This is a genomic window from Hymenobacter agri (assembly GCF_054778495.1).
In genome coordinates, this window is record NZ_BAAGZM010000154.1 from 1 (window position 1) to 7,968 (window position 7,968).

7 protein-coding genes are annotated in these 7,968 nt (G+C 62.5%); 3 read left to right on the forward strand and 4 right to left on the reverse strand.

Annotation, left to right across the window (positions count from 1 at the left end):
* On the forward strand, positions 1–749 hold a 749-nt coding region (locus ACYVDE_RS09860; RefSeq protein WP_460501335.1), incomplete at its 5' end, for a phytanoyl-CoA dioxygenase family protein.
* 54 nt (positions 750–803) lie between these two features.
* On the opposite strand, the gene gpmA is transcribed toward ACYVDE_RS09860, so the two are convergent.
* The 3 genes from gpmA to ACYVDE_RS09875 form a co-directional block, all read right to left on the reverse strand.
* Positions 804–1,493, reverse strand: coding sequence for a 2,3-bisphosphoglycerate-dependent phosphoglycerate mutase (gpmA, locus tag ACYVDE_RS09865; RefSeq protein WP_460501336.1), 690 nt, complete (start codon positions 1,491–1,493; stop codon positions 804–806).
* A 40-nt stretch (positions 1,494–1,533) separates the two neighbouring features.
* A complete protein-coding gene (locus ACYVDE_RS09870) occupies positions 1,534–1,968 on the reverse strand; it encodes a GNAT family N-acetyltransferase (protein ID WP_460501337.1) in 435 nt (144 codons plus the stop codon).
* 150 nt (positions 1,969–2,118) lie between these two features.
* Entirely contained in the window at positions 2,119–3,228 is a 1,110-nt protein-coding gene (locus tag ACYVDE_RS09875) for a PhoH family protein (RefSeq protein ID WP_460501339.1), read from the reverse strand.
* Positions 3,229–3,350: 122 nt separating this feature from the next.
* On the opposite strand from ACYVDE_RS09875, the gene ACYVDE_RS09880 reads away from it, so the two are divergent.
* Entirely contained in the window at positions 3,351–4,121 is a 771-nt protein-coding gene (locus ACYVDE_RS09880; RefSeq protein WP_460501340.1) for an SAM hydrolase/SAM-dependent halogenase family protein, read from the forward strand.
* A gap of 148 nt (positions 4,122–4,269) precedes the next feature.
* Here ACYVDE_RS09880 and ACYVDE_RS09885 read toward each other — a convergent pair whose 3' ends face one another.
* Positions 4,270–5,457, reverse strand: a complete 1,188-nt coding sequence (locus ACYVDE_RS09885) for an alpha/beta hydrolase (protein WP_460501341.1) — start codon at positions 5,455–5,457, stop codon at positions 4,270–4,272.
* A 229-nt stretch (positions 5,458–5,686) separates the two neighbouring features.
* Between ACYVDE_RS09885 and ACYVDE_RS09890 the strand changes: the two genes are divergently transcribed.
* The coding region (locus tag ACYVDE_RS09890; protein ID WP_460501342.1) for an alpha-amylase domain-containing protein at positions 5,687–7,968 on the forward strand (2,282 nt) is incomplete at its 3' end.

A 7,968-nucleotide genomic window follows, 5' to 3' on the forward strand; every position in this document is an offset into this window, starting at 1 on the left:
TGGCCGAGCGGCTGGCCACCACGCCGGCCTTTGCCGCGCTGCCTGCTGCCAGCCAAGCCAGCCTGCGGGCATTCGAGGAAAACGGCTTCGCGGTGCTGCCGGGCTTTTTTAGTGAGGAAGCCGTCGACGGTATCAATCAGGAGCTGCACGAACTCATTGCGAGCCGGAAAATCAGCGTGCGCTACGTCAACAAGTTCATGTTTGCGTTTCGGAAGTCGGCCCGCATTCGGGCGGCGGGCGAGGGCGCGCTGCGGGCGCTGGTGGGCGCGCTGCTGGGCCACGAGGCTACGCTGTTCCAAAGCATTAACTTCCTGACCGGCAGCCAGCAGCGTACTCATTCCGACAGTATTCACATGAGCACCTTTCCGCTGGGCGGCATGGCGGCGGCCTGGGTGGCGCTCGAAGACATCACGCCCGACAACGGCCCGCTGCACTACTACTCCGGCAGCCATAAGCTCCCCTACTACCTCAACGCCGACTACCAGAACGAAGGCACCGACTGGCTCATCGGCGACAAAGACTATAGCGAATACGAGCGGTTCATCGCCGGCCGCGTGGCTGAGCTGGGCCTGCAAAAGCAGATTTTCCTGGCCCGCAAGGGTGACGTCTTCATCTGGCACGCCAACCTGATGCACGGCGGCGAACCCCACCACGACCCGGCCCTCACCCGCAAAAGCATGGTGTTTCACTACTTCAGCCGGGCCCACATCTGCTACCACGAAATCACGCAGCGGCCAGCGCTGCTGTAGCAGGGAGCATTACACTTCCTAATTCCGCGCCAACGACAGAACGCGCCTCCGCCACTATTGCAGGTAATAGTGGCGGAGGCGGTTGAAGTTTTCGTCCAGCTCGTATACCAGCGGCACGCCGGTGGGAATTTCCAGCGCGGTCACTTCCTCGTCGGTCAGCTTGTCGATATACTGCACCAGCGCGCGCAGGCTGTTGCCGTGGGCCACCACCACCACGCGCTGCCCGTGCCGGATGGCGCGCATAATGCGTTCAGTCCAGAAAGGTAGCACGCGCTGCATGGTGGTGGTCAGGTTTTCGGTGAGGGGCAGTTCGCGGTCCGTCAGGTGGCGGTAGCGCGGGTCGTGGCCGGGAAAGCGCGGGTCGTCGGGGGTGATGGGCGGCGGCAGGGCCAGCGGGTCGCGGCGCCACAGCTGCACCTGCTCGGCGCCGTAGCGGGCGGCGGTTTCGGTTTTGTCGAGGCCCTGCAAGGCCCCGTAGAACCGCTCGTTGAGCCGCCACGACTTCTGCACCGGAATCCAGAGGCAATCCATCGCATCAAGAGCGTAATCGAGCGTTTTGATGGCCCGCCGCAACACCGAGGTAAAACCCTGGTCGAAGACGTAGCCGTGGGCTTTCAGCAACTCACCGGCCTGCCGGGCCTGCTGGCGGCCGGTGTCGGTCAGGTCCACGTCGGTCCAGCCGGTGAAGCGGTTTTCAAGGTTCCATTGGCTTTCGCCGTGGCGGATGAGCACCAGTTTTTCCATTCTGCTATCAACTTCATTACGGTCTCGCCGGGCTTATCCCCTACCCCAGCAGCATTTTATAATGCTGAATGCCAGCTTCCTCAAACATTTCGCCTTCCTTCCGAAACCCGTGCCGCTCGTAAAACGGCACGGCCCGCAGCTGGGCATTCAAATACACTTGCGCGTCCGGTAGCGTGGCCTGTACGTCGGCCAGCACGGCGTGCAGCAGCGCAGCCCCGATTTGCTGGTTGCGAAAATCGGCCAGCACGGCGAAACGCTCCAGCTTCACACCCTTGCCCGTTTCGCGCCAGCGGGCGGCGCCGGCGGGCGTGCCATCGGCGGCACGAGCTAGGTAGTGGCGAGCATCGGTGCGGTCGTGCTGGTCAAATTCCAGCTCGACGGGCACACCCTGCTCCTGCTGAAACACTTTTTCGCGGATGGTGAAGGCGGCGTCGAGGTCGCGCAGGTCGGTGATGCGGTAGGCGGTGGCGGGCATAGACATAGAATTGAAAAGCAACAAATACCAAAAAAAGAAGAACGTCATGCTGAGCGCAGTCGAAGCATCGCTACCGCAATACTAAAATTGATTAGTTGCGCGATAGAGATGCTTCGACTGCGCTCAGCATGACGTTCTGCGGTGAGTTGTCTACAGCGCTTGCTCGTGGTTCACGGGCAACTCCGTTCCATCGTCGGAACCGGCGGCGGGCGCGGTGCCGTCCAGCAGGCCCTGTTCGCGCAGGCGGCGCTCGTGGCGCTCGTCGCGGCGGGGGGCGGCACCATTGGCCTGGGTCTGGCGCAGCTGCTCGTCGGTGTCGAACTTGTCGTAGGCCTTCACGATATCCTTCACCAAGCGGTGGCGCACCACGTCTTCGGCCGTCATCTCGACGAAGCCGATGCCGGGCACATCTTTCAGAATATCCAGCGCCTGCATCAGGCCCGATTTCTGGCGGGTGGGCAGGTCAATCTGGCTGCGGTCGCCGTTCACCATCACCTTCGCGCTCGGGCCCATGCGGGTCAGAAACATCTTAATCTGCGAGGGCGTGGTGTTCTGGGCCTCATCGAGCAGCACGAAGGCGTTGTTCAGCGTGCGGCCGCGCATGTAGGCCAGCGGGGCGATTTCGATGATTTTGTTCTCCTGGTAAAACTTCAGCTTTTCGGCCGGAATCATGTCTTCCAGGGCGTCGTAAATCGGCCGCAGGTACGGGTCGACTTTCTCCTTCATGTCGCCGGGCAGGAAGCCCAGGCTTTCGCCGGCCTCTACCACGGGGCGCGAGATGATGATTTTCTTCACCTCCTTGTTCTTTAGCGCGCGCACGGCCAGCGCCACCGAAATATAGGTTTTGCCGGTGCCGGCCGGGCCCAGCGTGAAGGTGAGGTCGTGGGCCGTCACGGCATCGACCAGCTTTTGCTGGTTAGGCGTTTTGGCTTTGATGACGCCGCCCTTGGCCCCGAACAGAATCACGTCGGGCGAGGCGGCCAGCACGCGGCCCTCGGCTTCTTCCGAGGTGGCCGAAAGGTACTGGTTCACGGTTTTATCGGTGATGGAGCCGTACTGGTGGTAGTGCTCGATGAGCGAAGACAGGATGTCGTTGATGCGGGAGATGACTTCCGTCTGCCCCTGGATTTTGATTTCGTTGCCGCGGCTGATGATTTTGGAGCCGGGGAAAGCGGCGGCCAGCTGGCGGATATTCTGGTTGTCGGGGCCGAGGAAATCGACCAAAGACATGTTTTCGAGGGTGATGATTTTTTCGACCAAGTTGGAAGAGAGGGGGAAAGAGAAAGGGAGTGGGAAAAACGGCCCGTTTTCGGCCTGAACCGGCTACTTTTGCCCCGATTCGGGCGACGAAACAATACTACGAAAAACTACGGAACGAAGGCATGGGCTTACTTACGCTGCTGACTGATTTTGGCTACCGCGACCACTACGTGGCGGCGCTGAAAGCCCGGCTGCTGCATCTGGCCCCGGCGGTTCCGGTCGTCGACATCAGCCACGGCGTCGAACCATTCAACATCGCGCACGCCGTTCACGTTCTCCAAAGTGTGTTTCGGGATTTCCCGCTGGGTACGGTGCACGTCATCGGCGTGGCCGACCACGGCGCAGGCCCCGAACCCGGCTGGCTGGCTGCCGAGATTGAAGGCCATTATTTCGTGACCGCCGACAACGGCATTCTGGCCCTGCTGGCCAACGGCACGCCCGAAAATCTGGTGGCCCTGCCCGCCGCCGTCACGGCCTCGCCCACCCGCGATGTGTTGCTGCCCGCCGCCGTGGCTTTGGCGCAAGGCGCGCTGCTGAGCGACCTGGGCCCAGCCGTCACGACCCAGCACCAGCTCAATAACCGCCAATTGCGCCTGCAGGACCATCGCATCACCGGCAACGTGGCCCACGTCGACCACTACGGCAACCTCGTCACCAATATTTCGCGCACGGCGGTGGAGGCCGTGGGTCACGGCCGGCCGCTGGCCATCCACTTCGGGCGTGATGTGGTGCGCGACCTGCACCCGCACTTCTCGGCCGTACCGCCCGGCGAGGCCGTGGTGGTGTTCAACAGCCAGAACTTCCTGTGTCTGGGCATCTGCCAGGGCAATGCCTCAGAGCTGCTGGGCCTGAATTTCGACTCGCAGGTAGACATACGGTTTGCGGCAGAGTAGCGCGGCTGTTAAACCAGTCAAAAAAGAACGTCATGCTGAGCTGGTCGAAGCATCTCTACCGCGTAAGTAAATGAATTACTTACGCGGTAGAGATGCTTCGACCAGCTCAGCATGACGTTCTGGGAGCGTAACGCTTGCCCGGCAGACGCTACTTCAGTGCCCCTTTCAGGTCGGTTACTACTACGCTTTGGGCTTCTTTGGCTTCGGGCACTACGGCGGCCATGCCGAAGAATTCGTGCGTGGTGCCGTCGTATTTCTTATAGTTCACTTTCACGCCGGCGGCGGAAAGTTTGTCGGCCAGGGTTTTGCCTTCGGTGGTGAGCGGGTCGTAGTCGGCCCCGATGATGGTGGTGGCGGGCAGGCCTTTGAGGTTGGCGGCTACGAGGTTGATGCGCGGGTCTTTCAGGTCGGCGGCAGTGCGCTGGTAGTTCTTGAAGAACCAGCCCATGCCGGCCTTGTTGAGGGGCGCGGTTTCGGTGTTGGCCTGGTAGGAGGCCGTGTTCATGTCGGAGCCGGCGATGGGATACACGAGCACCTGATACTTAGGCAGGGCCACTTTCTTGTCGCGGGCCATGATGCTGACGTTGCAAGCGAGGTTGCCGCCGGCGCTTTCACCTACCACGGCTACCTTTTTGGGGTCGCCTTTCATGCTGGCGGCATTTTTCAGCACGGCCTGGTAGGCGGTGAAGGCATCGTCGTGGGCAGCGGGGAATTTATGCTCGGGCGCTTTGCGATACTCCACCGATACCACCACGGCACCCACCTGCTCGCACAGGGCCTGGGCCGAAGCGGCGTAGGTATCGTTGGTGGCAATGACCCAGCCGCCACCGTGGTAATACACGATAACCGGGTACGGAGCCGCGCCGCCCTTGGGCGTGTAGATGCGGGCCCGCAGGCCGGGCGCGATGGTTTGGGTGGCGGTGTCGCAGTTGAGGGGCGGCGTGGGGATGTTGCTGGCCTTCATCTGCTTCATGGCGGCATCGGCGGCGGTGGGCTGCTTGCGAGCCTGGGCGGCAGTGAGCTCAGGCAAGGGCTTGTTATTGAAGCTCATCAGCTGCTCGATGACGGCCTGCATCTCGGGGGCGAGGTTGGGGCCCCAAGCGGGCTTGGCGCCGGTGGGCTTCACGGTGCCGACCATGCCGCCAGTGCTGTCGGCTTTGGCGGTTACGGCGGCGCTATCGGAAGCGGCATTGGTTTCTTCCGAAACCACGGTAGCGGTTTTATCAGCTTCGGTGGCGGTGGGCTGGCTGTTGCAGCTGCTTAGCAGCAGGCCGCCGGCCAGGGCCGGCGCGGCGAGCCACGCGAAGGCGGCCGGACGGGTGAGGGAAATTTTCATGAGTGAAATAGGATGACGTATGAAAGAATGAAGAAGAGGTGTTGTGCGGCGGTAATACGCTGATGGTTACTGAGGGTTAGCCCATGCCCAAACTTTATAACACTGCCACCCCAGCCGGCAAATTTTACTACTGTGCAAACCTTAGCGCACTCATAAACAGAAATTTACGCTTGTCTAAAGCGCGTCATTTTGTAAATTAGCCGCTCCGTTTCCCACCCATTTTCCATCAATGAAAAAACGTTACGCTTTGCTGGCGCTCTGGCTGCTGGCCCAACTGGGCGGCCGGCCGGCCCTGGCCCAAACCACCGTCAAGAAGGTTGTGCTTCAGGCTTTTTGGTGGGATTATTACAACGACACCTACCGCTTTAAATGGGCTGATTACCTGACGGAAATGGCCCCGCGCCTGAAGGGCCTTGGCATCGACGCGGTGTGGCTGCCGCCCACGCCAAAAAACAAGAACGCCACCAACGACGTGGGCTACTCCCCTTTCGACCCCTATGACTTGGGCGACAAGTACCAGAAGGGCGACGTGCGCACCCGCTTCGGCTCGAAAGACGAGTTTCTGCGCTTGGTAGCCGTGCTGCACGCCAATGGCATCGAAGTGATTCAGGACGTAGTGCTGAACCATACCGACGGGGCCGGCGGCCCCAACGGCGACGGCGGCCAGGACCCCGAGCCCAACTTCTCGATGGCCACCAACAACGGCTACAAAACCTTCCGCTACAGCTCATTTGCCACGCCGCTGCCCGAAACCGGCGACAACGGCGCAGCCTACGCTGCCCGCCAGGGCCGCTGGCCGAAAAACTACGCCAACTTCCACCCGCAGCTGGGCCACCAGAGCAGCAGCGGCGACATGGCGGCCCCCTATTTTGGCCCCGATTTCTGCTACGGCAACGATGGCGGTAACGACGGCTACGGCCAGCTCAGCTCCGGCTACCTGGCGCAGTACCCCGGCGCTTACAACCCCACCCAAAGCCAGGGCTACAGCCAAACGCAGGCCCGCAACTGGATGGTGTGGATGAAGAAGCAAACCGGCGCCGACGGCTTCCGCTGGGACGCGGTGAAGCACTTCAGCTACAACGCCCAGCAGGATTTGAGCTACAACCTGAAATACAACGCCGGCTGGGCCAACGGCGGCGAAAGCATGTTCAACGTGGGCGAATACGTGGGCAGCGCCGGCGAACTCGACAACTACGTGAACAGCATGCGCACCCAGAACGGCGGCAGCGAGTTTCTGATGGGCACCTTTGATTTCAGCCTGCGCGGCGCGATTTACGGCATGGTGAGCCAGGGCGGCTACTACGACTTGAGCCAGATTCCGGGGCAGCAGCAGGGGCAGCGCGTGGCGTACTACGCCGGCTCGAACACCTACGTGCACCGCACCGCGCCCTTCGTGAACAACCACGACACCTTCCGGCCCCAGCTCGACGGCTCGGGCAACTACATCGGCTGGAATTCCGGTGACGAGCTGGCGGCCCACATCGACCCGTTCGACCCGCGCCTGGCCGCCGCCTACGCCGTGGCCTTCGCCGTGGATGGCAACCCGCACATCTTCATCGAAGACCTGTTCAACCTCGGCGGCACGGGCAAGCGCTTCGCCCACGTGCCCACCTCGACCACCGACCTGCCCACCCGCCCCGACCTCGTGAACCTGCTCTGGTGCCACCAGCATCTGGGCTTCAAGAACGGCGCTTACAAGGTGCCCTTCACCTCGGGCGACCACCTCGTGATTGAGCGCAGCACCAAGGCGCTCATCGGCATCAACGACAACGGTAGCAACTGGCAGAGCAACGACGTGCGCACCGATTTCGCGGTGGGCACCCAGCTCAAGGACTACTCGGGGGCCAACGGTACGGCCGTGCACACCGTGTACCGCGGCAACGACGGCAACGCCTACGTGAACGTGAATACGCCGCCCTGCGACGGGGCCACCAACCGCAGCGGCCACGGCTACTCGGTGTGGGCCCCGGTGGGCCAGGACAACGCCGGCTACTCGCCCGGCCGCACCACCGAAACCACCCAAGAATGGGAAATGGCCAACGACCTCGGCGACCTGAACTGCGGCGGCCTGGGCCAGGGCGGCGCCCTGCCCTCGAACTCGACCAACACCCGCCTGGCTGGCAAAATCTACGCGCAGGCCGGCCAGCCCGTTACCTACAACCTATATCCCGAAACCGGCGGCAACACCAGCCTCATCACGGCCGGCGTGTACGACCTGCGCGGCCAGCTGTTGAGCAGCGCCAGCGGCACCAGCGTGGCCAGCGGCAGCTACACCCCCAGCACCACTGGCTGGCTGGCTCTGAAAGTGCGCAACGCCACCGCCACCACCGCCGGCCAGCGCGCCTACCTGAAAGTAAGCTACACCGCGCCGGCCACCGTGAACACCCTCACCGCCCCCGCGCCCACCAACCAGGTGGCCATCTGGACCAGCAACGACAACTCGGCCGACCCCGCCGACTGCCGCAACTGGGAAGCCGGCGTAACGCCCACCGCCAGCACCGACGTGCTGGT